General features: G+C 47.0%; 27 protein-coding genes. 15 read left to right on the top strand and 12 right to left on the bottom strand.

Translation table 11 applies throughout. From position 1 onward, the window contains the following. Window positions 1–122: 122 nt before the first annotated feature. A complete protein-coding gene (locus ON063_RS03245; protein WP_214695651.1) occupies window positions 123–1,595 on the top strand; it encodes an alanine/glycine:cation symporter family protein in 1,473 nt (490 codons plus the stop codon). A gap of 50 nt (window positions 1,596–1,645) precedes the next feature. Here the strand turns inward: ON063_RS03245 and ON063_RS03240 are convergent, their stop codons facing one another. The 3 genes from ON063_RS03240 to ON063_RS03230 all read right to left on the bottom strand — a co-directional run bounded on the left by ON063_RS03240 (window position 1,646) and on the right by ON063_RS03230 (window position 2,914). Next, window positions 1,646–2,296 carry a formate/nitrite transporter family protein gene (locus ON063_RS03240; RefSeq protein WP_274664221.1) on the bottom strand — a complete coding sequence of 217 codons (651 nt, stop codon included), beginning with the start codon at window positions 2,294–2,296 and terminating at the stop codon, window positions 1,646–1,648. Window positions 2,297–2,299: 3 nt separating this feature from the next. Continuing rightward, entirely contained in the window at window positions 2,300–2,431 is a 132-nt protein-coding gene (locus ON063_RS03235; RefSeq protein WP_274664220.1) for a hypothetical protein, read from the bottom strand. Between the two features lie 93 nt (window positions 2,432–2,524). Continuing rightward, complete coding sequence (locus tag ON063_RS03230; RefSeq protein ID WP_214695655.1) at window positions 2,525–2,914, bottom strand: VOC family protein; 390 nt, start codon at window positions 2,912–2,914, stop codon at window positions 2,525–2,527. An 80-nt stretch (window positions 2,915–2,994) separates the two neighbouring features. Here ON063_RS03230 and ON063_RS03225 point away from each other — a divergent pair, with 80 nt between their 5' ends. Genes ON063_RS03225 through ON063_RS03215 form a run of 3 tightly spaced genes read left to right on the top strand, consistent with a single transcriptional unit; the run spans window position 2,995 to window position 6,280 of the window. Continuing rightward, window positions 2,995–4,113, top strand: coding sequence for a GTPase (locus tag ON063_RS03225; protein WP_274664219.1), 1,119 nt, complete (start codon window positions 2,995–2,997; stop codon window positions 4,111–4,113). 13 nt (window positions 4,114–4,126) lie between these two features. Next, window positions 4,127–5,269, top strand: coding sequence for a YcjF family protein (locus ON063_RS03220; protein WP_274664218.1), 1,143 nt, complete (start codon window positions 4,127–4,129; stop codon window positions 5,267–5,269). 48 nt (window positions 5,270–5,317) lie between these two features. Then, entirely contained in the window at window positions 5,318–6,280 is a 963-nt protein-coding gene (locus ON063_RS03215; RefSeq protein ID WP_274664217.1) for a 2-hydroxyacid dehydrogenase, read from the top strand. A 36-nt stretch (window positions 6,281–6,316) separates the two neighbouring features. Here ON063_RS03215 and ON063_RS03210 read toward each other — a convergent pair whose 3' ends face one another. The 4 genes from ON063_RS03210 to ON063_RS03195 all read right to left on the bottom strand — a co-directional run bounded on the left by ON063_RS03210 (window position 6,317) and on the right by ON063_RS03195 (window position 8,881). Further along, window positions 6,317–6,922 carry a general stress protein gene (locus ON063_RS03210; protein WP_274664216.1) on the bottom strand — a complete coding sequence of 202 codons (606 nt, stop codon included), beginning with the start codon at window positions 6,920–6,922 and terminating at the stop codon, window positions 6,317–6,319. 12 nt (window positions 6,923–6,934) lie between these two features. Further along, window positions 6,935–7,450: a general stress protein gene (locus tag ON063_RS03205; protein WP_274664215.1), complete on the bottom strand. Its 516-nt coding sequence runs from the start codon at window positions 7,448–7,450 to the stop codon at window positions 6,935–6,937. Between the two features lie 112 nt (window positions 7,451–7,562). Then, window positions 7,563–8,471, bottom strand: a complete 909-nt coding sequence (locus tag ON063_RS03200) for a hypothetical protein (protein WP_274664214.1) — start codon at window positions 8,469–8,471, stop codon at window positions 7,563–7,565. Beyond that, on the bottom strand, window positions 8,468–8,881 hold the full coding sequence (locus ON063_RS03195; RefSeq protein ID WP_026824646.1) for a methylglyoxal synthase: 414 nt from the start codon (window positions 8,879–8,881) through the stop codon (window positions 8,468–8,470). Before ON063_RS03195 ends, ON063_RS03200 begins: the two co-directional genes overlap by 4 nt. A 221-nt stretch (window positions 8,882–9,102) precedes the next feature. Here ON063_RS03195 and ON063_RS03190 point away from each other — a divergent pair, with 221 nt between their 5' ends. Next, window positions 9,103–10,854 (top strand): mechanosensitive ion channel, encoded by a 1,752-nt coding sequence (locus ON063_RS03190; protein WP_274664213.1) that lies wholly within the window; start codon window positions 9,103–9,105, stop codon window positions 10,852–10,854. A gap of 103 nt (window positions 10,855–10,957) precedes the next feature. Continuing rightward, window positions 10,958–12,436: an HD-GYP domain-containing protein gene (locus ON063_RS03185; protein ID WP_274664212.1), complete on the top strand. Its 1,479-nt coding sequence runs from the start codon at window positions 10,958–10,960 to the stop codon at window positions 12,434–12,436. Window positions 12,437–12,467: 31 nt separating this feature from the next. Here ON063_RS03185 and ON063_RS03180 read toward each other — a convergent pair whose 3' ends face one another. Continuing rightward, window positions 12,468–12,770 carry an AzlD domain-containing protein gene (locus ON063_RS03180; RefSeq protein WP_274664211.1) on the bottom strand — a complete coding sequence of 101 codons (303 nt, stop codon included), beginning with the start codon at window positions 12,768–12,770 and terminating at the stop codon, window positions 12,468–12,470. After that, window positions 12,767–13,465 (bottom strand): AzlC family ABC transporter permease, encoded by a 699-nt coding sequence (locus tag ON063_RS03175; protein ID WP_274664210.1) that lies wholly within the window; start codon window positions 13,463–13,465, stop codon window positions 12,767–12,769. Before ON063_RS03175 ends, ON063_RS03180 begins: the two co-directional genes overlap by 4 nt. A gap of 114 nt (window positions 13,466–13,579) precedes the next feature. Here ON063_RS03175 and ON063_RS03170 point away from each other — a divergent pair, with 114 nt between their 5' ends. After that, a complete protein-coding gene (locus ON063_RS03170; RefSeq protein ID WP_274664209.1) occupies window positions 13,580–14,281 on the top strand; it encodes a CBS domain-containing protein in 702 nt (233 codons plus the stop codon). Here ON063_RS03170 and ON063_RS03165 read toward each other — a convergent pair. Continuing rightward, window positions 14,261–14,599: an antibiotic biosynthesis monooxygenase gene (locus ON063_RS03165; RefSeq protein ID WP_274664208.1), complete on the bottom strand. Its 339-nt coding sequence runs from the start codon at window positions 14,597–14,599 to the stop codon at window positions 14,261–14,263. The two genes, ON063_RS03170 and ON063_RS03165, sit on opposite strands and share 21 nt — an antisense overlap. Before the next feature lie 76 nt (window positions 14,600–14,675). Beyond that, entirely contained in the window at window positions 14,676–15,515 is an 840-nt protein-coding gene (locus ON063_RS03160) for a M15 family metallopeptidase (protein WP_274664207.1), read from the bottom strand. 174 nt (window positions 15,516–15,689) lie between these two features. Between ON063_RS03160 and ON063_RS03155 the strand changes: the two genes are divergently transcribed. Together ON063_RS03155 and ON063_RS03150 are read left to right on the top strand one after the other, a co-directional pair. Continuing rightward, window positions 15,690–15,908 (top strand): hypothetical protein, encoded by a 219-nt coding sequence (locus tag ON063_RS03155; protein WP_074036747.1) that lies wholly within the window; start codon window positions 15,690–15,692, stop codon window positions 15,906–15,908. 55 nt (window positions 15,909–15,963) lie between these two features. Continuing rightward, the gene (locus tag ON063_RS03150) at window positions 15,964–16,488 is read left to right on the top strand and encodes a hypothetical protein (RefSeq protein WP_274664206.1); all 525 of its coding nucleotides are present in this window, start codon (window positions 15,964–15,966) and stop codon (window positions 16,486–16,488) included. Window positions 16,489–16,505: 17 nt separating this feature from the next. Here the strand turns inward: ON063_RS03150 and ON063_RS03145 are convergent, their stop codons facing one another. Further along, entirely contained in the window at window positions 16,506–17,609 is a 1,104-nt protein-coding gene (locus ON063_RS03145; protein ID WP_214746693.1) for a glycerol dehydrogenase, read from the bottom strand. A gap of 374 nt (window positions 17,610–17,983) precedes the next feature. Here ON063_RS03145 and ON063_RS03140 point away from each other — a divergent pair, with 374 nt between their 5' ends. The 6 genes from ON063_RS03140 to ON063_RS03115 all read left to right on the top strand — a co-directional run. Beyond that, entirely contained in the window at window positions 17,984–18,643 is a 660-nt protein-coding gene (locus tag ON063_RS03140; RefSeq protein ID WP_274664205.1) for a type 1 glutamine amidotransferase domain-containing protein, read from the top strand. Between the two features lie 109 nt (window positions 18,644–18,752). Further along, a complete protein-coding gene (locus ON063_RS03135) occupies window positions 18,753–19,178 on the top strand; it encodes a DMT family transporter (RefSeq protein ID WP_274664204.1) in 426 nt (141 codons plus the stop codon). Between the two features lie 14 nt (window positions 19,179–19,192). Beyond that, window positions 19,193–19,867 (top strand): Crp/Fnr family transcriptional regulator, encoded by a 675-nt coding sequence (locus tag ON063_RS03130; RefSeq protein ID WP_274664203.1) that lies wholly within the window; start codon window positions 19,193–19,195, stop codon window positions 19,865–19,867. Between the two features lie 11 nt (window positions 19,868–19,878). Next, complete coding sequence (locus ON063_RS03125) at window positions 19,879–20,352, top strand: DMT family transporter (RefSeq protein ID WP_274664202.1); 474 nt, start codon at window positions 19,879–19,881, stop codon at window positions 20,350–20,352. A gap of 91 nt (window positions 20,353–20,443) precedes the next feature. Next, window positions 20,444–21,772 (top strand): hemolysin family protein, encoded by a 1,329-nt coding sequence (locus tag ON063_RS03120; protein ID WP_214695701.1) that lies wholly within the window; start codon window positions 20,444–20,446, stop codon window positions 21,770–21,772. Between the two features lie 310 nt (window positions 21,773–22,082). Then, window positions 22,083–22,326, top strand: a 244-nt coding sequence (locus ON063_RS03115) for a hypothetical protein (protein ID WP_274664201.1), incomplete at its 3' end; no start/stop codon positions are given.

Below are 22,326 nucleotides of genomic sequence, written 5' to 3'. Positions count from 1 at the left end.
AAAAAGAGTGAAATCACCTATAAAAAAATTATTGCTAATTGTCAGAATCTTTGTATAATTCAGAACTAAGACATCATAAAAATTCTCAACTTCAGATTCACACAACAGGGAGGAACTTATTCATGGAAGCGATTCAAGGTATGTTACAAGGAAGCGTCGACTTTTTGAACAACATCTTATGGTCGTACGTATTGATCGCCGTGCTCGTCGGAGCCGGGATCTACTTCACGGTCAGAACACGATTTATGCAGTTCCGTTACTTAAAAGAAATGTTCCGTACGATTACAGATAAATCGGACGTGACGCCAGCAAAAGATGGAAAGAGTATCACACCAATGAAATCATTCTTCATCGGTGCTGCGACTCGTATCGGTACAGGTAACCTTGCAGGGGTTACGGTAGCCGTCACACTCGGTGGACCGGGAGCGGTCTTCTGGATGTGGATCGTTGCCCTTCTCGGTGGAGCAACAGCCATGATCGAAAGTACATTGGCTCAAGTATACAAAGTGAAAGACGATGTTGCGTACCGTGGTGGTCCGGCATACTACATCGAAAAAGGATTGAACAACCGTGCACTCGGAATCGTATTCGCGGTTCTCATCGCCGTCACATTTGGTCTCATCTTCAACTCAGTTCAATCGAACACAATCGCTGCAGCATTCGATAACGCGTTCGGCGTCGATGCAGTCATCGGTGGAGCTGTCTTAGTTGTCCTTACAGGTCTCGTTATTTTTGGTGGTGTACAACGTGTCGCGAACTTCTCAGCAATCGTCGTACCTGTCATGGCTGTCTTGTACCTTGCAATCGCACTTTACGTTGTTGTTGTAAACTTCGCTGAACTTCCAGCTGTGTTCGCGATGATCTTCCAAAGCGCATTCGGTTTAGACGAAGCGGTCGGTGGTTCAATCGGTGCTGCAATCTCAATGGGTGTCCGTCGTGGACTCTTCTCGAACGAAGCTGGTATGGGTTCTGCACCAAACGCAGCAGCTGCTGCTGAAGTATCGCACCCAGCGAAACAAGGTTTCCTTCAAGCTCTCGGTGTATTCTTGGATACATTGATCGTTTGTACGGCAACTGCAGCAATCATCCTTCTCTCAGACAGCTATGCTTCAGGGAACGGTGAAGGGATCGTCCTTCTTCAAAACGCTTTGACTGAACAAATCGGGGCACTTGCTCCAGCATTCATCGCCGTCAGCGTCTTCTTGTTCGCATTCAGCTCAATCGCAGGAAGCTACTACTACGGTGAAACGAACATCGAATTCATCAAGAAGAGCAAAGGTGCAGTCCTCGGATTCCGTCTCGCAACAATGGCATTCGTCTTCATCGGAGCGGTCGCAAGCCTCGGATTCGTATGGAGCCTCGCTGACCTCTTCATGGCAGGAATGACATTGATCAACATCGCGGCCATCACATTGCTCGGTGGCGTTGCCTTCAAAGTTCTTAAAGACTACGAAGAGCAACGTGCTCAAGGTCTCAACCCACGCTTCTCTGCTCGTAAACTCGGCATCGAGAACACAGAGTGCTGGGACGTGGAAGAAGACGAAGTGGCACAAGGTTCTGTTCAAGCAGCCGCTGCGGACTCTTCAAAATCTTAATAAACATGACAAAACAAACAGGGGCCCTGCTGATCGGGGTCCCTGTCTTTTTATGCGCGTTGGCGAATCGGTTTGACGGCTTGCTCCGTCACCGATTTATTCAAATATAAGTAACTTCCGGCAACGAACAATGCACCACCGACAATATTACCGAGTGTAGCGAAGAATAGATTGTAAAGGGCACCGCTAAAGTTAATGAGGTCCGATGGTACATAATGTAGCGCGAGCGCGAAGACGCCCATGTTCGCAATCGAGTGTTCGAACCCGGCAGCAAAGAATACGACGACGGGAATCATCGTCAGCATGATTTTCGCAACATCGTTGTTTGTTTTGAGCGGCATGAAGATGGCCAAACAGACGAGCACGTTACATAAGATGCCTTTCAGGAAAATCGCGAGGGCATCTCCACCGATTTTTTTCGCTGCGACGACGGCTAGTAAATGGTCCCCCGTCACTTCTCCCATGCTATGGGCACCGATGACGAGTAAGGACAGGATGACGGCGCCAATCAAGTTACCGAACCAACTGAGTCCCCATATTTTTGCTAAGTCTAACCAAGCGACACGACCTCGTTTCGCCCCGGTATAGAGATACATCGTGTTACTCGTAAATAGTTCTCCACCCATCCAGACGATGAAGACGAGCGCGACCGAGAAGCTCACACCGGCGATGAGCATCGTGCCGGGCACGTCGATGAACATGTTTCACACGACCCCGATCCCAATCAAAAAACCAGCGATGATCGAACGTAACATGTATTGCGAAAATGATTGCTGAAGCAATGACGTTTTTTTAAATGCGGCTTCTTCCATATAGTCGATGACTTGTTTTTCCATGAGAAGACCTCCTTTAGACATTTTCAGTCTAGGAGGTTGGTCAAAAGTTTGCAATTGTTTTCACAAACTTTCAAGAAGTTCTTACGAAACCGTTCACATCGTTGCCACGAGTTCGACTTTGATGCGGTCCGGGTCTTCAAAAAACAGTGCTGTATAGTTCGGACCACCTGCGTGAGGAAAGCGGTCAGCATACAACTCACGAAAACCGTGTGACGCGAGTTGTTGTCGGATTTCTTCTAATTGTGTGAGCGATGAGGCATGAAACGCCAAGTGATTGAGTCCGGTCTTTTTTCGATGGTAGGGCGGAGTGAGGTGGTCTTCCTCTGTCTGAACGAACACGAGATATGTATCGCCGTAACGATAGCTTCGACCTTCTGGCCACGACTGATAGAGCGTGTACGCTAGCTGGTCACAGAGGAGCCATTCCCAAGCACGTATACTGTCATTTAGGTTGGATACGTATAGTTCAACATGGTGTAGCATGAGAATCATCCTTTCGATGGACGTTTGAAATTGCTCCATTCGGTATAATTGAACTATACAACGAATGGGGGAGGAAGCATATGGATCGGACAGGGCTCGTCTCGAATATTTTGATTGCCGGGAAAACTGGCGTCGGAAAGAGTGCGTTCATCAATTATATATATGGACATGACGTCGCCGAATCGCGTGCCGGAAGTCCGGTCACTGCAGAAGGGCTTCATGAATATGAGTATTACGATTTAGAACGGGGGATCTTGTTTCGGTTCTTTGATACGTGGGGGCTCGAGGCAGACCGTTCCGAAGAGTGGCATCAAGCCATCCTATCCATCGTTCATCAGCGCGAAGGGGCGCTCGATATCGCAGAATGGTTTCACACCATCTATTACTTGTTGTCCGTGCAGTCAGGACGTGTCGAGGCATACGAGCTTGAGGCGATTTTAAAGCCGTTATATGAACGGGGGAGCAAAGTCACCCTCATTCTGACCAACTTCAATGAAGAAGACCCGATGAGTGTGCAGAAGGCGGAAGCGATGGAACGGGTATTGTTACGTGAACTGCCAATCGATGAAGGGGACATCATTCGTGTCAACAGTGTCGAGAAGAAGTTACTGACCGGGAAACGTGTTCCGGTAAGAGGCTACGAGGACGTATGGAAACGGAATCGGACGAACCTTTGGAAAGACATCGAACGAAAACTTCCCATCAATCTGACGAATCATCTTTTAGAAGAGTTGGAAGATTGGCGGATTCGAAGTATCGATTCGGCAGAAAAAATCCGTATGCTCACCCCACAGGCGATGATCAGTTGGAAAGCCCGTCACATTGAAAAGGATCTAGAGAAAACGCTCGAGCAGGCGGCCGTGACAACAGAAGATGCGATGGCAGAAGGGGTACGTCATTATATCCAACTCATGCAGCGGTACCCACTCGTCGGAGAACAAGCAGACCTGTTGTTTAGAACGAGACGAGTTGAGCTCGGATTTGACTATTCGTTCGGAAAAACAGTTCGAAAGATGGTTCTTGGAATGATTCCTGGGGTGCATTTCATCTATTGGGCATTCAAGCGTCGAACGGCAGAACGGGGAATCAAAAAAGCGATTGAACAGCAATACGCATCCGTAAGACAAACAATTGAAGAAGAGATTCGGCGCGGCTTTGAACGTGAAATGCGTCAGCTTGGTCGCACGCTCAACTCATAAGGGGGAAACGTAAATGGAATCGACGAAACGATTTGATTTTAAGGATTATGATGTAAAGGCAGAACTCGAACGGCTACGAGGCAATGTCAAAAAACCAAACATCCTCATCGCAGGGGCGACGGGAGCAGGGAAAAGTTCGGTCGTGAACCATGTGTTTGGTCGGGATTTGACAAAGGTGGCGGCAGGGGAACCCGTCACTCGGGGAATCCATCAATATAAGAGTGACGATATTGCGGTCACGTTGTTTGATAGCGAAGGGTACGAGATTGGGAGTGCACGCCAACAACATTACGAGGAAGAAGTCATCGGGTTTGTGGAGAACGCAAAGCAACAAGAAGCATCCGAACGAATCCATCTCGTTTGGTACACAATCAACGCCGCGACAAAACGTGTCACGCCACTCGACAAGGCGCTCATTCGTCGTCTTCGTGAATCGACTGCTGTCGCTGTCTTATTTACACAGATTGACCAAGTCGATTTAGATGAACTGACAGCATTACGAAATGAACTGGATGGGGTCGTATCGGAAGAATCCGTGTTTCAGGTCAGTATCGCCCCGGAAATACTGAACAACGAAACATTGAGACAGTATGTTGATTGGGAACGGTTGATTGTGTGGTCAGTCGAACAGCTAGATGCTTCTTTGCAGGAAGGGCTCTTGATGGAGATTCAAGCAGAGAGTGAGACGATGCTCAAGTTGAAACGGAAGAAAGCAAATCGAATCATTTCAGGGTATGTGGCGAGCGCAGGAACGGCCGCTGCGGTCCCGCTTCCGTTTGCAGATGCCGTGGCCTTGACACCGATTCAAGTGACGATGAGCGTCCATCTGTTTCGCTATTGGGGCGTGAAGGCGAGTGATGATTTACTGAAGACGCTCATTGGAAGCACGATTATCCCACAGATTGGGCGTACGTTATCGAAAACGATTCTATTGAATGTCATGAAGTTCTTCCCGGGAGCGAATGCGGCTGCTGGTGTCATCAATGCGACGGTTGCCTCAGGGATCACGTGGGCAATCGGGCTCGCCATCAACGAAATTGCCTATCGAAATGCGATGGATTCCTCAAAAACGATTGAACAGTTATTGAATCAAGAGTTCGGTTCGTTGTTTGAACAGTTCTTGAAACAAAACCCGAAGTCGAATCAACCATCCTAACGACTCCCTTTTGTTAGACTACAAGTAATCGTAGAGAGGGGGAGAAAGATGAAAAAACGAATCTATATTACACGACGCTTGCCGGAAGAAGCGGTCGCGCCGCTTCGTGAACACTATGACGTGCATATGTGGGAACATGAGGGGAAAAGTGTTCCTCGTGAGGTGCTTCTAGAAGAAGTCTCATCTGCGCATGCACTCTGGACGATGCTTAGTGACACAATTGACCGCGAAGTGTTTGAGCGTGCAACGAAATTAGAGGTCGTCTCCAACTTGGCCGTCGGCTATAACAACATCGACTTGAACGCAGCGAAAGAGAAGGGCGTCATCGTAACCAATACACCGGACGTCTTGACGGAAACGACAGCGGACCTGACGTTTGGACTCATGATGATGACGGCTCGACGTCTCGGAGAGGCCGAGCGTGATTTACGTGCCGGTGAGTGGAAATCGTGGCTTCCGATGGGATATGTCGGGATGGACCTCTATCAAGCGAAACTTGGGATCATCGGAATGGGACGAATCGGTGAAGCGGTCGCACGACGGGCGCGAGGATTTGACATGGACGTTCTCTATCATAATCGGACGCGTCGTCACGAGTCAGAGTCGATGTATGGCTTCACGTATGCGGACCTCGATGAACTGTTGACGCAATCTGATTTCGTCGTCGTTCTCGCACCACTCACGGACGAGACGCGTGGAATGCTTGGGGCAGATGAGTTTGCCAAGATGAAAGAAACAGCGATTTTCATCAATGTGGCTCGTGGAGAGATCATCGATGAACAGGCGTTGTATGAGGCACTCAAGGCGAAGAAAATCTGGGGAGCGGGACTCGACGTGTTCACAAAAGAACCGGTCGACTTGGATCATCCACTATTGACGATTCCGAACGTGACGACACTACCGCATATCGGGAGTGCCTCGATTCGAACGCGTCTCGCGATGATGGCGTTGAACCGAGATGCTATCGTGAACGTGCTGGAAGGAAAAGAACCGAAGAATCGATTGACGTAAATAGAGCCTGACGCGCGCGTCAGGCTCTTCTTACAATTAAAAGCGTCGAATGTTATCTGGGTCTTCTACGTCATTTCGATACGCACGGTCATCGAGCCCACGTAGCTTTTCTTCGCGATCAGGTTTCTTCGTTTCTTCATCTAGCTTGTCTTGCTCCGGGTCCACCGGATGACTTGGGTCGACGGTCTGGGCCTCATGATATGGTTTCGAGTCGATCTCTAATCCGTCGTCTGTATGGCTACCGAGGTGAGTAGACGATGCGTCTTGATACGGTTTCGCATCGACCGTCACTCCGTCTTGATGACGACGCTCGAAGTCCTCATCCACATAGACGAGAATCTTACCGGCTTCAACATCGTCATAGTGACGTTTCACTTCATCTTCGCTAAGTCCCATATTTCGTAAACCGGCATGAACATCTTCATGTCCGCTTAGGAAGGATCGGACCTTATCGAACCAACTTGTATGATGTGCAGCTTCCGTATGAACATCTGTGTCCCGTCTCAAAATCGATACGTTGTCTTCATGCTTCGCGACGACGTAAATGTGTGAGTCCTCGTACCCTTTTGCGCGTAACTCTTCAATTTTTCCAAGCGCTGCATCTTGTGTCTCGTGCATACTGATGAATCGTTTCTCGTTCATAGTAATTCCTCCTTATAATCGTCGATGGTCTTCTAAACCTGAATGTCCGCGAACAATCGGGTCATCCTTTGTACCTTTTGGTTCCTCGTCATGATCGTTGAACGGCTTGGCATCAAAAGCAATCCCATCCGCCTTCTCACCTTTGTCATGATCGAGTTCACTATCTTTCTTGTACATGTTCGGATAGCGATCATAAGAATGACGATCGACATAGAGTAAGATCTGGCCTTCATCGATGGCATCATAGTATTCTTCTGCCTCGGCGTCGCTGAGTCCCATGTTGCGAAGTTCATCGCGGATACGGTCACTTCCATGTAGGAATGCTTTCACGCGATCGAGCAAATTCACGTCTCGAACTCCAGCCTCGGCGTTTACATCCGTATGGTCACGCAAAGCAGAGATTTCCCCATCTCGCTTGGCAACGACATGCATATTCTTTTCGGCTTCCCCTGCAGCCCTCAACTCGTCTACTTTATGCATGACTTCTTGTTCCGTCTGAAACAGACCAATCATTTTACGTTCTGACATCGAATACCCCCTTAATTTTTGCCAATCTTCAAATAGCGTCACAATAGGAGTAATTTCCGTTCTATCCAAAATTGAAACAAAAAACGCCATCTCCTAATAGGAGTGGCGCAGATTAATAATAAAGCATGAGCGTGTCGTCCCCGAGTGAACAACGTGTACTCTTCCAGACGAACTCAATCAACGTCCAAATGGCCATAAAACCACTGATTGCTAACAAAATGAGCGCATACAGTGGGGTCAATTGAATGATGAACGACCAACCGATTGTCATCAAGAGCGGTTGAATCAAAAAGATGGACGTGACGTAGACGACCACGATGAGTAAAGCGAATGCGATCCGTCGTCCGAGCGTATGAATGTGGTGCCGAAAACGGGTCAAGATACCGAAGATGGCACCGGTCACGAGGACAGGTAACAGGAAGGCCAGATAGTCGATTGGATATGTCGACATCGGTGCAGTGAACAACCGTCCGCTGAACACATCGTCGATGACGAGCAGTAAGTTGGCGTATGAAAATGCCAAAATCATACCGAGCAACCAGCCGAAACGGTTCCAAATCGTCCGTGATGATTTGAGCGCTTCGATTTTCGTATAAGCGAGGAATGCAAGATCACGAACTTCAATCTCTTTCAATGAGAGTTTGGCTTCGTCCAGTTGATTGACCGCCCAATCGAAATCTCGATTCGCTTGAGCTTTTTCATGAGGTTTTAATTCATCCGAGGCATCGATCAAGACGTGGTAGCGACGGCGATATTCTTCATTTGTTTCTGGTTGTTCGATAAGGAAACGAGCGTACTCATGCGGATCTTGGTTTAAGAGACTGTCTAACGACTGTCCACTTTTCTCCGCATGGCGGATATAGCCGGCGAGAGCCAGCAAGAGGCGATCCGCTTCCGCCTCATCTCCAATCAGTTCAATCAAGCGCTTGCGCACCTCGTTGAAAAACTGTTGGACGTTCGGGTCATGAATCATATTCGGTTCCAGGGAGATTCCTCTCCTTTCTTGGTTTGTCATCGTCATGCAGGTGGTTCGTCATTATGAGAAAGTTTAAGCGACTCGAAATCACCTTGTTCGATGCTTCGAATCAAAATCTCGCTTCCTCCCATATTTGTCGAAAGGGGGATGGAATAAACGTCACAAAGACGCATCAATGCGCTCACGTCTGGTTCATGAGGTTGGGCAGTCAATGGATCCCGGAAGAAGATGATCATATCCATCTCTCCGCGTGCGACAGCAGCTCCAATTTCTTGGTCCCCTCCAAGCGGTCCTGAGCGGAAACAATGCACGGGTAATCCGGTCGCTTCCGCAATTCGCTTACCAGTTGTACCTGTTGCGAACAATTGATGCTTTTCTAGAATATGTGCATACGTTTTAATGAGAACAATCAAATCGTCTTTCTTTTTGTCGTGAGCCACTAAAGCGATGTTCATTCGAATTCCTCCTAAAATGACTTCTCATGTTATTCGTATCATATCTCGCGGGATTTGACACGATTTCTCTCTTACTTACCTACCCATTTCCATTGAATTGTAATAGTGATGTGAAAGAGTTGTCATGTGCACGATGTTTGATGATTTTGAAATATAGGTATTTAAATAAAGAACACTGTTAAGGAAAAGTAATCATTTCATAAAAAAAGGAGGAAGATTCGATGAACAATACAACGTATAACTTCAATTCGTTCATGTCATGGCTACCAGAGCTTTTGCTGGCAATTGTTATTCTCGTAGTCGGTTATATCTTGGCGAAAGTATTGGAAAACGTGACACGAAAAGCATTGAAGAAGGCACGACTCGATGAGCGGGCCGGTATCAAAAAAGACGGAGAAAAAGGAGATAAGTGGACACCTGAACGCATTATTGCAAAAGTGGTGTTCTTTGGAGTCTTACTTCTCGCATTCCTGATTATCTTTGAATTTATGAACGTTCCTGCAATCACGGAGCCGTTCAGTCAGATTTATGAAGGATTCTCTGGATTGATTATCGGTGTCATTAAAGCAGGTCTGATTTTACTCGTTGCGTGGGTCATCGCTACCCTTTTGAAAAAAGGGATTCAAATGGCGGGACATCGCTTGAACTTAAGCAAGTTGATGGAAAAGACGGGACAAGAATCGACAAGTGTCAACCAAACGAAATGGGTCGATACGGTCGCGAATATCGTCTTCTACCTCGTCCTCTTATTGGCGTTACCGGCTGTACTTGACGCACTTGGACTTCGTGGGGTCAGCGGACCATTCGAAGACTTGTTAAACAGTTTCCTTGGATTTATTCCGAAACTTGTGGCAGCAGCGCTCATCTTCGCAATCGGTTATGTCGTCGCGAAGATTGTACGTGATATTTTGACGAAGTTCCTTGAAGCAGCAGGATTAGATCGATTGGCAGAGCGATTCCATCTTTCTGATTATGTGAAGGGATCGAGTCTTGCGAAAGCAATCGGTACAATCGTGTTCATCTTCATCATGATTCCGGTCACGATTTCGGCACTTGAAGCGTTGGATATTCGAGGAATCTCGGAACCAGCGATTGCGATGCTCAATGATGTCCTTGTCATGATTCCAGACATCCTGGTCGCAATCGTCCTCGTCCTCGTCGGTGTATTCGTGGCAAGATGGTTAAAAGGTGTCGTTGTATCACTCCTTGAAAACCTTGGTGTCAATTCATTGGCGCATAAAATGGGCTTCGGGGAACGAGCATCTTCGATGTCAATCGCCCAAGTGGTCGGTGTCATTGTACAAGTGATCGTCATCTTACTCTTCGTATCTGAAGCACTTCAGGTGGCCAATCTCGAGTTCATGGCGTCTCTTGCGACAGCAATCTTCGCTTACTTGCCAATGGTGATTGCGGCACTCATCATCTTGGCAGTCGGCTTCTGGTTAGCTAATATGGCAGAACGTTTGGTCGGAAGTGTCCTTGTCGATGGCGCAGGACAACCGAGTGCACTTCGCTACGTAGCGAAATATGCGATTCTCGGACTCGTCTTCTTCATGGCCATCAGTCAACTCGGCATCGCGCCGATGATTGTCAATACGGCCTTCCTTCTCATTCTTGGAGCTGTTGCCCTCGCCTTCGGTCTTGCATTCGGTCTTGGCGGTCGCGAGACGGCAGCACGCTACTTGAAAAAAGCGGAGCACCGTATTGATCAGACGGAAGTTTCAAAAGAAGGACTCGAGAAAGAAAAGGAACAGATGAGTCGTGAAGCGGAAGCTGCGAAACAGCAAGCCAAACAAGGTGTGGAGCAGTCGAAGCAGGAAGCGGAACAATCGAAGAACGAAGTGAAGCGAGACGTTCATGATTCAACGGGAGATCACGTAGACGGGCCGGAACCAAATCCGTTCCACGACAATATCACTCCAGATCAAGACAATCGTTCACTTGACGACAACGATGGTCCGTTACGACCTTAAAAGATTCTTTCACGGATTTCCCATGCGGAGATCCGTTTTTTTTATGTTGAAGAAAAGCATTCATTTGGTCGATAGTAAAAGAAAAGAGTCTAGGGGTGAAGGAATGTTTGAACGATTTCAACGAACGCTCGTAATCAACTATATCATCGGCTCGGGATTGGCTGTTTTTGGAGTAGGCGGGGTCTTCATTTTTCAGACGCTTGAGTTATCAGTTCGTGAAATCGGACTGCTTCTGGCCATTATGTTCAGTTCAGGGATGATCATGATTACGTCAGAACTTCTATTGTATCGTAAACATATCCGACCAATCCGCCAGTTTTTTAGTGCGGAGTCTCCAACGAGTCAAGAGTTGACGTCGGCGTTCGAACAGGCGAGTCGCTTCCCGACTTTAACGGTACAGCGAATTTTAGGTCCTCACTTGTTTGGCCTATCCATTCCGTCAATCGCTTTGACGACACTCTGTATTTATCAAGGCTGGATGGAATTACCGTATCGTTTGATTGGTCTCGCCGCCATCGGTGCCGTCATGATTGCCGTGTTGCACGCGTTGATTGAGTACTTTTTGACGGTACGGTCGGTGGAGCCGCTGCTCGTGTATATGAAAGAAAGGCACTTCGAACTGTATCATCAGCCTATCCATGCAACGTATCGCTCATTCAGTGTCCGGACTAAATTATTGATCAGCATGCTCATTACGGGTGTCTTTCCAATCATGTTGTTCATGTTGGCCTCGAGCGTTCAATTGTCGACCTCGACTCGGACGGATACATATTGGAATTGGGCGTTCGTGATTCTTGTCATTATCGTTGGGATTGCGGTGTTATGTAGTTTCTTACTCTATGACAATATTAAACGCCCGATTGGCCTTTTGACGTCAGGAATCGAACAGATGGAATCAGGACGACTTCAAAAAATCGAAAACCCCTATTTAGATGAGTTCGCTCAATTGATTGGTGGGTTTAACCAAATGGTCGAGACAGTGAATGCTCGGGAACAAGAGAATGCGCAACTGTTAGACAGCCTCTTCATTTTATTCGCGGCAACGCTCGATGCACGGGACCCTTATACGGCCGGTCATTCAGAACGTGTGGCGATGTACTCGGTAGAGCTTGCCCGTGCGCTTCATTTGCCAAAGGAACAAATCGACTTGCTCAATAAGTCTGCACTTCTTCACGACATCGGAAAAATCGGGATTCGTGATGATGTCTTGCTGAAGGAAGGGAAGTTGACAGACGAAGAGTTTTCAAAGATTCAGGAACATCCGACGATTGGCATTCATATATTAAGTCAAATTCATTTACCGGCATCCCTTCAACCGATTTTGGCCGGGGTTCGGTCGCATCATGAACGAATCGACGGAAAAGGGTATCCGGACCACTTAAGTGAGGTTGACATTCCGTTGTTCGGAAGAATCATGGCGATTGCTGATGCTTATGACGCCATGACGTCTGATCGACCTTATCGCTCTGGGATGCCGATGGAAAAGGCACTCTCTATTTTAGAGAGCGGTCGTGGCACGCAATGGGACGCCGAATTTGTAGACGTATTCGTAAGGCTTCGTCGACAAGCGATATCTGCATAAAAAAGGAGCGGCACCTCGTGTGCGGCTCCTTTTAGAATAGGGTTTGGAATACGTACACACCGAATACGGCTCCGATGACGACAACGACGAGATTGACCCGGAGTAGCGCAAGTGTCGTAGCAACCACTCCTCCAAACAAAGCGGACGTCGTAGTAGTCGTCGAAGACAAGACTCCCGGAAAAATTAAACTAGCCAATACTGCATACGGGATGAAAGAAAGAAATCGTTTCACATATGCCGGTAACGCCAATTCCTTTAACCAGAGTAGCGGGACGAGTCGAGGAAGATACGTGACAAGCGCCAATCCTAGGACGAGCAAAAATAAGGACATCATGAAATCTCTTCCTCCTTAAATAGAAAAGCACCGATTCCGGCCGCGATAACAGTCGCGATGATAATTCGAATTCCGTCCGAGATTGGAAAGAGCGGCGTGATGATCCAATGAAGCACCGCTTGCATGACGATGGCGAAACTCGTGACGACGAAGACAGGTCGAGTCGTCAAGGACGGGACGAGTAACCCGATGAACATCGCATATAGCGCAATGCCCATGCTCGCCTGTAACGTGCTGGGAAGACCGAAAGCGAGAAACACACCAATCCAAGTACCGATATTCCAGGCGAGAAAGGCAATCGTATTCAACCCAAGAACGAACAGACCGGAACGTGCCTCTTTTCGGGTGGAAGCGACACTGAACGTTTCATCGGTCACACCGAACGCAATGGCAGCTAGTAGTTTTCTAGATGTACTCTCGATCCGTTGGGATAGCGAGGCAGACATCAAAAAATGACGAGAGTTTAAAATGAATGTCGTCAGAATGATTTCCCAATACATCGAACCGGTCATCAGCAATTGCACGGTGATGAACTGACTGGCACCGGCGAAAATGAAAAAAAACGATTTTGCCAAAAGACCGAAAGCGATGGCAATCGGGATATATCCAATGGCAACGGGAATACCTGCTCGAAGTCCCGCACGAAATGTTGACTGTTGTGAAGATGGGGATGTGGATTGAACTGATGTCGCCATGACAGCCCTCCTTGATCATCAAGATGATTTCTATGTCATTCGGGATGAATGGACAGTTTCCTGCTCAAATGATGAAAAAGAGGGTATACATGTATCGTTAAGGAGGGTGGTCACATGAGTCGTGCTGAAGAATTTTTAGCATCCTATCATCGAATCGAGGACTACTTGAGTCGAGAGATGGGGGATGGGCAACATTTCAGTTTTAGCAACATGGTGAATCGGTTAGCGAAACAAAATCCAATCATCGATCGATATAAAGAAGATTTACATCAGATGAGTCAACTGCGAAATGCGATCGTTCATGAGCGGCGTGAACCCGATTTCATTATCGCGGAGCCCCACGAGTCGCTCGTCGAATTGATTTTAGAAGTGGAGCGGGAACTCCTTCATCCACGTCTCGTCATCCCATTGTTTGAGAAGTCGGTGGTGACGTTTCAGTCCGAAGATTTTTTGACGGAGGTGCTCCGAGAGATTCGCGATAAAAATTACTCACAGTTTCCCGTATATCACGACAATGGTTCTTGGCGTGGTCTTCTGACGAAAAAAGGAGTGACGAGTTGGCTGGCCGAGACAATCGACGGGACCAACTTATCACTCAAAGGAGTGCGTGTGAAGCATGTGCTTCATCATGATCCACATATGCATCGGTATCGATTCATTCGAAAAGATGCGACGGTCATCGAGGCACAACATTGCTTCACACAAATGAAAGAGGGCGCACGATACGACGCCCTCCTGATTACGAATACCGGTAGCCCGGATGAAACGTTACTTGGAATCATTCGCCCTCAAGATTTACTGAACGCGCTCCGTTGAGGCGAGGTGTTCAATCGCGACCTCATATTGGGTAACGGTGTTGCCGAGGACGATCGGTTTTACTTCCGACGTCCCGTCATCTCGTTTCTTATGGGCGTGCTTGTAGGCATTGCTGTCGCGCCAATTTTCAAAGCTTTCCGCATTCCGCCATGTGGTCATGATGACCACATGGTCCATTGCTGCATCGGACGTATCCGTCAACACTTGCATCCGGACAAAGCCATCCATCGCTTCGATTCCTTTTGTCGTCTCGAAACGTGCTTTGACCGCATCGGCCTTTCCTTTTTCAACGTCTAGTTTATTCATGACAATCCACATTCGGCATATCCCCCTATACGAATAAGATGATTTCATTATACCGTGAACAGGGAAATGTCTAAAAAAGGATGCTCACTCAACGTTTGCCCCACCATTCTTCAAACGCCCAGTTCTTCTGCTTCATCATCGTTGCTTCGGTTACCCCGACATAGCGCAAATGCCATGGTTCATAATTATAACCAGTGATGTTTTCTTTTCCTTTCGGATAACGGACGATAAAGCCGTAACGATGGGCGTTTTGAATCATCCACTTTCCTTCGGGCGATTGGTCAAAGGAGGCGTATAACCCTAGACGCATACGTTGACTCGTCATATCCACCGCTAGACCGGTTTGATGTTCACTGTGTCCGGGACGGGCGACATATTTTGAAGCGTATGCGACCCCGCGTGTATTGACCCAGTAGGTATATAGAGATTTTTGAGTTGAATAGGAGCGATAGGCGCTCAGTGCGTATAACGTATGACCTTGCTTTCGACCTGCGTAATACAGTTTCGCTAGCGCGTAAGCGGCTTCCGCTGTCATCAATGTACGTTCGCTTCCTTTTTGATAAACAGTTGGGACGGTTAAGGTCACAAGTTGTGGGGAACGATAAGTGGACGGGAGCCCATTTGTTTTATTGACGAGTCGTAATCGGTCGGCCGTTGGCATTTTAGGGATACCGGCTTTCAGGTTAGCGGTTGGAGTGAAGTACTTTGTACTCCCGATATAGACATTTGACCAGCTTCGGTTATACGTGGTGTAGCGAACGGGGATATTTGTTCGTAACGTCTTCAACACAGGAGAAGATTGCATCGCACGACCGTATAGATAGGTTGTTTTGATGGTATAACCTGGTTGTGGGGACGATGATGCCGCTGTCACCGGCGAAGCTTGCAACAGGAGCAGACAAATAATCAAGATACGCAGGGATTTCATGGCAAAACGCCTCCTCGTGGGTTAGATGATGTTCCTTTTCCCGTTTTCTTGATGGACTGAGCATCTTTTATCCACCCTTAGGTCGGATAAGGATACAGCTTGGGTCCGATGAAGCGAGGAGTCAAATCCGATACAATAAACATAACGAATGAGATCGTAGAAAGGAGTGAGCGAATGGAAGTCTTATTTGGATTACCACTGTTGTTGCTCGTCCTGTTCTTTGCCTTTTTATACTTTAATATTAAAGGGCTATCGAATATGTGGAAGGACTACAATCGAACGAAATCGATGATTCCGCTCGGATTCTTCATCGTCGGGATTATTGGGATTTTCACAGGAGTGTGGACATGGCTCGTCATTTTGATTTACTACGTCGTCCGCCCGAAAGACTAAACACTGTATGCAGACGCATACGGTGTTTTTGCTATACTAAGGACGAGGTGTTGAGATGGAGAAGTTAATAAAAGCATGGTTTATCGTGACGTTGATTGCGTTTGTAATCTTTAAGCTTGGTGAAGTGATGACGACCCCGTATTCGGAAACGCCGAATGAAGGGAATGTATACTGGATTGTGCTCTTGATTGGGTGGCCGTCGGAAACGCCGAATGAAGGGAATGTATACTGGATTGTGCTCTTGATTGGGTGGCCGTTTTTGTTATTATTCATTTGGATTACAGTTCGCATGACACGTCGGGTCACAGCATCCGTGCGACCGATTGGGAGAGTCGTATTAGGTTTGGGTAGTCTCATCATGGCCGGGATTGCCTGGGTGACCAATCAATCGCAAGCGACGTCTCTTCGGGAAGGAATTCGTTCATCTACGAACGAGTCTTTCGCAGAAGGATGGAACCAGTTCACGAATATCATCTATATGAATCAGCTGACTTTCTTTTTCCTGACAGTCAGTTGCATGGGAGTGGGGATTGTCCTTTCGTTCATCCCGACCAAAAAACAGCGAGAAGAAGCCGTGTAAGCTTCCTCTCGCTATTTTTATAACCGTTCTTGATAAAGACGGGCATATCGATCGGCTGCGATGATGGCGTCTGCAACTTCTTCTGGCGTGACATCAAAACCGCTATGAATCGTTTCGCCTTCTGCCGTGGCGGCTTTTCCGACTTTTAAGATATCTTCTCGAGATGCATCTTTCAATTTGATATCTTCGAGTGTGACCGGCAAGTCGAGTGCCATATAAAAGGCAACGTACTGCTCGAATTCTTCTTGAGGACGTCCTTCGAGTGCGAGTTGCACAAGTGTCCCGAATGCAACTTTTTCACCGTGCGTCAAATGGTGGATGTCCCCTTCTAACGCAGTGAATCCATTGTGAATGGCATGGGCTGCAGCCAAGCCACCACTTTCAAAGCCGAGACCGCTCAATAGGGTGTTGGCTTCAACGATGGCTTCGAGCGCAGGTGTAACGACTTTTGCCTTGACGGCTTCATACGCTTGAATACCATACGTGAACAATACTTCTTCACAACGTTCGGCGATTGCTTCCGCCGCAAGCGTCGGGACACCACCGGCCATCGTCTTTCCTCCGAATGAAAGGACACTTCGCACTTCGACCCACGTCGCCAAAGCGTCGGCAATGCCTGATGCAAGGAAGCGTGGCGGTGCCTGTGCAATCAACTCGGTGTCCACCAGAACGAGATCTGGATTCTTTTTATAAAAACGGTAACTTTCGAAATTACCTTCATCTGTGTAAATGACTGACAGGGCGCTCGTCGGTGCATCTGTCGAGGCGATCGTCGGTACAATGACAATGCGCGCATCCAATTCATCTGCGACCGCTTTTGCTGTATCAAGCGTCTTACCGCCACCGAGACCAATCACGAACGCTGTGCCACTTTCTTTGGCATCTGTGGCGATTCGAGTGATCTCATGCTTTGATGCTTCTCCGACAAAATCTGCTTTCGTCGCTTCAATATTGCTCGCCTGCAGTGAATGTGTCACACGCGAACCGACCAATTCCCAGACGACGTCATCCGCAATGAGTAAAGCGTTTGAACCGAAGTGAGCGACATACTCTCCGATGCGATCAATCGTTTGTTTCCCTTGCACATACTTAGCCGGACTGATGAAAATACGTTCTGACATAGTAAACTTCATCCTTTCCTATCGGGTTTAGTGTAAGTGCTTACAACGCCATCATACTACAGTTTGTGAAGGAATGTCCGTGAAGATTACATGAAGATTGGCAACTGACCGAGCACAAGCAACAAGATGATGATGGCGACAACAATGAGAAACCCCCAGTCATTCATTCGTTTCGTCATACGAGATATCCCCTTCATAGGTCTAAGTGTCGATTCATCTACAGTATAAAAGGGTGTTGAAATAAAGGCAGGACGAATAAATCACCAGGTTAAAAATAGAACTACCTGATGACGGTGAGACAGCTCATCAGGTTTAACGGATGATGAATCGGGAACAATAGTGTCGTATGTTGATTATTGAAGGAGGAATTGAGTATGTCGAAACATGTACTGATTGTCACGACGTCAGCGAATCAATTATCAAATGGCCACGCAACGGGACTTTGGCTTGAAGAGTTTGCCGTTCCTTACTTGTTGTTTGAAAAAGAAGGATACAAAGTGACGGTCGCGAGTATCGAAGGTGGAGACGTGCCAATCGATGCGAATAGTTTAGAAGATGGCTTGTCAGAAGACATTCTAAATACACGCGAGTTGCTCAAAGACACAGCGCGACTTGATCAAGTCGCAGACGAGTCATATGATGCAATTTATTTGCCAGGTGGCCATGGGACAGTCGTCGATTTCCCAGGAAATGAAACGCTACAACGCGTTATTCGTAACGTCTATGAGAGTGGAAATATTGTCGGTGCGGTGTGCCACGGACCGATTGGATTGGTCAACGTGAAACTGAGCAACGATGAGCCACTCGTCAAAGATAAACAAGTGACAGGGTTCACCGATGCAGAAGAAAAAGAAATGCAACTCGATTCAGCTGTACCGTTCTTACTTGAGACGGGACTACGCAATCAAGGTGGACAGTTCAAAGGAGCTGACAATTGGGCGGTGAATGTGGCAGTCGACGAGCGACTCGTCACAGGTCAAAACCCTCAGTCTTCTGAAGCGGTCGGAAAAGAACTTGTCAAATTGCTAGGATAAACACATGAAGCAACTTCGGTCATTCGAAGTTGCTTTTTATTTTTGGACATATGTCCTATTCAAGCGGTCATTCTTTTTGTACAGTCAGACGAAGAGAGAGGGGAATGACATGGGAATTCTATTTGCCATACTATCTGGCACGTTTATTGCTTTACAAGGAATCTTTAACGCCAAACTAGGAGATGCGGTAGGGGCATGGATGTCCGTCACAATCGTCCATTTTGTCGGACTTTTGTTGGCGCTCATCATTTACTTTTTCAAACGAGATGCAGACATGACGGCCTTCAAACGTGTGCCTTGGTATTATAGTCTAGGTGGACTATTCGGTGTATTCGTCGTCTTCGGCGAACTGACAGCGATTCAACAACTTGGTGTAACATGGGCAATCTGCGTGTTGCTTGTGGCACAATTGATAGGAGCCTTTATCATCGATTTGAATGGCTGGTTTGGTGTCAAACGGAAGCCGATGAATACGGGACAGGTCATGGGACTCGTCTTAATGGTCGTCGGGATCGGAATTTATACATTCGCGTAAGGAGTTCAATTCTCATGATGAATATGATGGATGCACTGACACGACTGCAGTGGAATCACCTTTTTTCTAACGAAACGCTTGAAGCTTCTTCTTTAGTCACTTATGAATCTGGTACAATGCTTTGTTCGAACAATCAACACATTGAATCCTTGTTCGTCGTTCTCGAAGGACGTGTCAAAATCTATACACTCAGTGAAGAAGGGAAGTTGCGCTTGCTTCGTTTGAAAGCTGCACCGACGCTCATTGGAGACATCGAATATGCGAGTGGTCGTAACGTATTGCATACTGTCGAGGCGGTTGGATCGGTAACCTGCTTACGGATTCCGTTCGAGGTACTTCGTCGTCATAATCGTACGGTCGAATTCACGGAACATCTATTGCGTGGGGTGTCCGAAAAGCTGTTCATCGAGGCGAACGCCTCATCCAACCATCTCATGTCGACACTTGAAGAACGGTTGGCGGGCTATTTGATTTCTCTTAGTGAATCGGGTAACGAGCTGTTTCAAGCTGAAATGAGTCAACTGAAGCGTAAAGAAGTCGCCGAATGGCTTGGAACGAGTTATCGTCATTTGAATCGGACGTTGCAGGCGTTCGTCGATGAAGGATTGGTCACGCGAACGAGAAAAGAAGTTGTCATATTAAATAGTGAGCGATTGAAGGAACGTGCGAACGGCATGTTTTATGAGTAAGGAGAGATTATATGATTTTTGGAATCATCTGTTCAGCAGTGGCTGGAGCATTCATTAGTGTCCAGGCGGCAGTCAATGCAAAAATGAATACAAATTTAGGAGCCTGGGCGACGACAGTGTTGGTCTTTATCGTCGGATTGGTCGGATCCATCATTCCGTTACTGTTATTCGGAGGGAACCTTTCGGGATTACGCGATGTGTCACCCATCTATTGGCTTGGTGGGTTACTTGGGGTCGGTGTCGTGTATTGTGTCATGCGGAGCATCCAGCTACTTGGACCGACTTTGTCCGTGTCACTTATTCTCGTGTCACAACTCATTTGGGCATTACTCGTCGATTTGTATGGCGCTTTCGGGATGCCTCAAATCACGTTATCGGCTGGACAAGTCGTTGGGCTTACGGTCCTGCTCATCGGAGTAATTCTCTTTAAACAGTCTCAGACCGCAGCCGTCGCCAAACAAGCTGTCAACGAAGCCACTTCTTGAGGAGTGGCTATTTTTTCGAGCAAAACGGGTACAGGTTTGTAACGATTTTTTGATAAAATGAAGCGGTATGGTTTTAAAAATAGCTGAGGTGATGAAAAAAGTGGATTCTTCCATAGTGATTGATTTGTTGATTGTTTTGTTTTTGATTGTGTTGAACGGGATTTTTGCGATGACAGAAATTGCGCTCATCTCATCGAAACCTGCAAAACTTGAGGTTGAAGCAAATCGAGGGAAACGAAGTGCCAAGATTGCGCTTCATTATTCGAAAGACCCGACAGATTTGTTGTCGACCGTTCAAGTCGGAATCACATTGATTGGGATTATTAACGGGGCATACGGGGGCGCACGCTTCTCGGCACCGCTCGCATCGGCATTTGAACAAGCCGGAATGAGTACGCAGTATGCCGGAACCGTTGCTTATGTGGCCGTCGTTACGATTATTACGTATCTGTCGCTCATCATTGGTGAATTGGTCCCGAAACGGATTGCGCTCGTCTCGCCTGAAAAAGTAACGATGGCAATCATTCCGTCGCTCGATCTATTCAGTAAGTTGATGCGCCCATTCATTTGGATTTTATCGAAATCGACGCTCTTCTTATTCAAACTCCTTGGATTAAAGGCAGAACAAACGAGTGGAGAGACTGAGCTTGAGATTAAACAGCTTCTCTTTGAAGGAGCTCAGCAAGGTCAGTTCGCCCATGAAGAAGTGCAGCAAGTCGAACGCGTCTTTGCGTTCCACGATCAATTGATTTATGAGCTCATGCAACCTCGGACGACGCTCGAATGGGTCGACTTAGAGGATGACATGGATGACATGAAAAAATCGATTTATGAGAGTAAGCATAACAAGTTACCAGTCGGTCGCGACTCACTCGACGACTTTGTCGGATATATCGATGTGCGTGACATTTTGACGTTACCGACATTGCGTGAGCCGTCACAGATTTTGAAACGCATCAAGCAACCGCTGATTGTGCCAAAGCAACGTGAAGCGAGCCAAGTGCTTCAGATGATGCAGAAAAATGGTGTCGAGATCGCATTCGTCTTAGATGAATACGGTGGATTCCTCGGGATGGTCACGCTGTTCGATATTTTGGAAGAAATCGTCGGAGAAGTCATGATTGAAGAAGATACACCGGAAGTGGTTCGTCGTGAGGATGGATCTTATTTAGCGGACGGGTTACTCGGGATCGAGGACTTGAAACGAACGTTCGAGATTCGGGACGATCGCTTCGATGAGGGACGCAACTCGTATCATACGCTCGCCGGACTCGTCATTTACGCATTAGGTGATTTTCCGAAGCGGGGGGACGTGGTCGAAGCGTACGGCCTTCGTTTCGAAGTCGTCGATATGGACGGCAAACGAGTCGACCAAGTGCTTGTTTCTGAATTAACAGAACCAGTCAAAGAAGAGGATTGATGCGAATTGCTAATCCTAAAGCTGAAAGATGGATTTAATATGCCGATGATTACGTTGAGAAAGACATACTAGAGCAAAAAGACGCCCTATCGAAGGGTGTCTTTTTTTTCATGAGATGGTCAAAAACAAAAAATTCCAAAAAATTATTTTAAAAAAGGTAAATAATTGATAAGATATACAATAGTTAAAGGGAAGCGAGGAGGGGAATTAATGCTAGATATAATTTGGCAAACAATTAATGTTGCTGCTGCTGCTACAATTGTATTTTTCGTTTATAAAATTATTTTCAGAAAAAAAGGAGAACGTAAAATTGAAGCTAAATAAAGTAATTCTATCGACTGTTCTAGCAACAACTTTAATGTTTGGAGGAACAGTATTACCAAAAGCTGAAAGCGAGCCTAAAGAAGTTTTAGATCATATGACGTCTGCCGAATATGAATTTATTGAGGCGCAAGAAGCAATAGCCACTTCAAAGACTTTATCTGAAGAAAAAGAAATTCAATCAATTTTATCTTCAAAAAACCTACAACCAATCAGTGAAGAAGAAATTTCAG

It is taken from the genome of Exiguobacterium sp. B2(2022) (genome assembly GCF_028823655.1).
Classification (GTDB): Bacteria; Bacillota; Bacilli; order Exiguobacteriales; family Exiguobacteriaceae; genus Exiguobacterium; species Exiguobacterium aestuarii_A.
Note: the sequence above shows the minus strand (reverse complement) of the source record. Positions and strands in the feature narration are given on the sequence as shown.